The 1,242-nt window shown below is 30.9% G+C and carries 2 tRNA genes and 2 rRNA genes; all 4 read right to left on the bottom strand.

The features are described from left to right. Positions 1 to 108: ribosomal RNA gene (locus tag H8S20_RS19840) — 16S ribosomal RNA — on the bottom strand; the annotation flags it as partial. Between the two features lie 810 nt (positions 109 to 918). Then, positions 919 to 993, bottom strand: a tRNA-Glu gene (locus H8S20_RS19835). Positions 994 to 1,043: 50 nt separating this feature from the next. Then, a tRNA-Ala gene (locus H8S20_RS19830) sits at positions 1,044 to 1,119 on the bottom strand. Positions 1,120 to 1,124: 5 nt separating this feature from the next. Further along, a 5S ribosomal RNA gene (rrf, locus tag H8S20_RS19825) occupies positions 1,125 to 1,241 on the bottom strand. Position 1,242 lies beyond the last annotated feature (1 nt).

Here is a 1,242-nt window from a genome sequence, read left to right as displayed (position 1 = left end):
TCACCCGTCCGCCGCTAGCTTCACTCCGAAGAGATCAACTCGCTCGACTTGCATGTGTTAGGCATGCCGCCAGCGTTCGTCCTGAGCCAGGATCAAACTCTCAATAAAAAGTTTAATCTGTTGCTCAAATTACTTTGAGTCTTTAAATATTTTAAAAACTCTCAAAAGAATTGCTGGATTTATTTTAACTATATTCTGTTCAATTTTCAAAGACCATATTATGTATCGCTTCAAGCGACTTCTTTATCTTATCACTTCGTCTTTCAACTGTCAACACTTTTTTAAAACTTTTTTTAAGTTTTTGTAGCTGTTGACCTCAGCGACGAGATTTATAATAACATCTATTTAATTCTTCTTCAGTAATCTTCTATTAATTTATTAAATTTATTCTTTTATTTCTCTATTTTTCTCTTATTTTCTCTTATTTTCGATTATTGACACGCTAGGATAGGTGGTTATTACTTTTAAGCTTATTATTGTCTTTTGGTTAAAGTGTTTAAATACTTTTCCTCTTATAAAGATAAAATTAAAAAGTATAAATTAGATAGAATTTATACTTTTTATCTTAATATATAATATGTAAATTTAATGTATTAAACCAAAGTTAATAAATTTACAAAATAAAATAATTAATTCTGACTTTATATATTTTATATTTAATATCTTAATTATATATATATCTCTTTTACCTAAAGATATGTATTAATTTAAAATTTCACTTATATATACTTTTATCTTTTCATATCTTAATCGATCCTTCACCAGTTTATTTGTTTTTTTTAATATCATAGCATTAATTTTGCTTTCTTATTTCTTATGTTTTTAAATTTCTACTATTATATAAGCTTACAATTTAATTAAATAATATCATTATAAAATTAAAAAAGGTAGTAAGAAAAATTCCTACTACCTTAAGTATGGTGACCCCTAGGGGAATCGAACCCCTGTTACCACCGTGAAAGGGTGGTGTCTTGACCGCTTGACCAAGGGGCCTTAAGTCTATTATTTTAAAAATAAAAAGCTATGAGTACCATAGCTTTTTATGGTGGAGGTAAAGGGAGTCGAACCCTTGACCCCTTGCGTGCAAGGCAAGTGCTCTCCCAACTGAGCTATACCCCCATATAACCTAGCAACGTCCTACTCTCCCACACAGTCTCCCGTGCAGTACCATTGGCGCTGTAGAGCTTAACTTTCCTGTTCGGAATGGGAAGGAGTGTTTCCTCTACGCCATCATCACTAGAT

It is taken from the genome of Clostridium hominis (genome assembly GCF_014287825.1).
GTDB classification, from domain to species: Bacteria; Bacillota; Clostridia; order Clostridiales; family Clostridiaceae; genus Clostridium; species Clostridium hominis.
The sequence above is the reverse complement of the archived record's forward strand: the minus strand, read 5'-3'. Positions and strand labels throughout refer to the sequence as shown.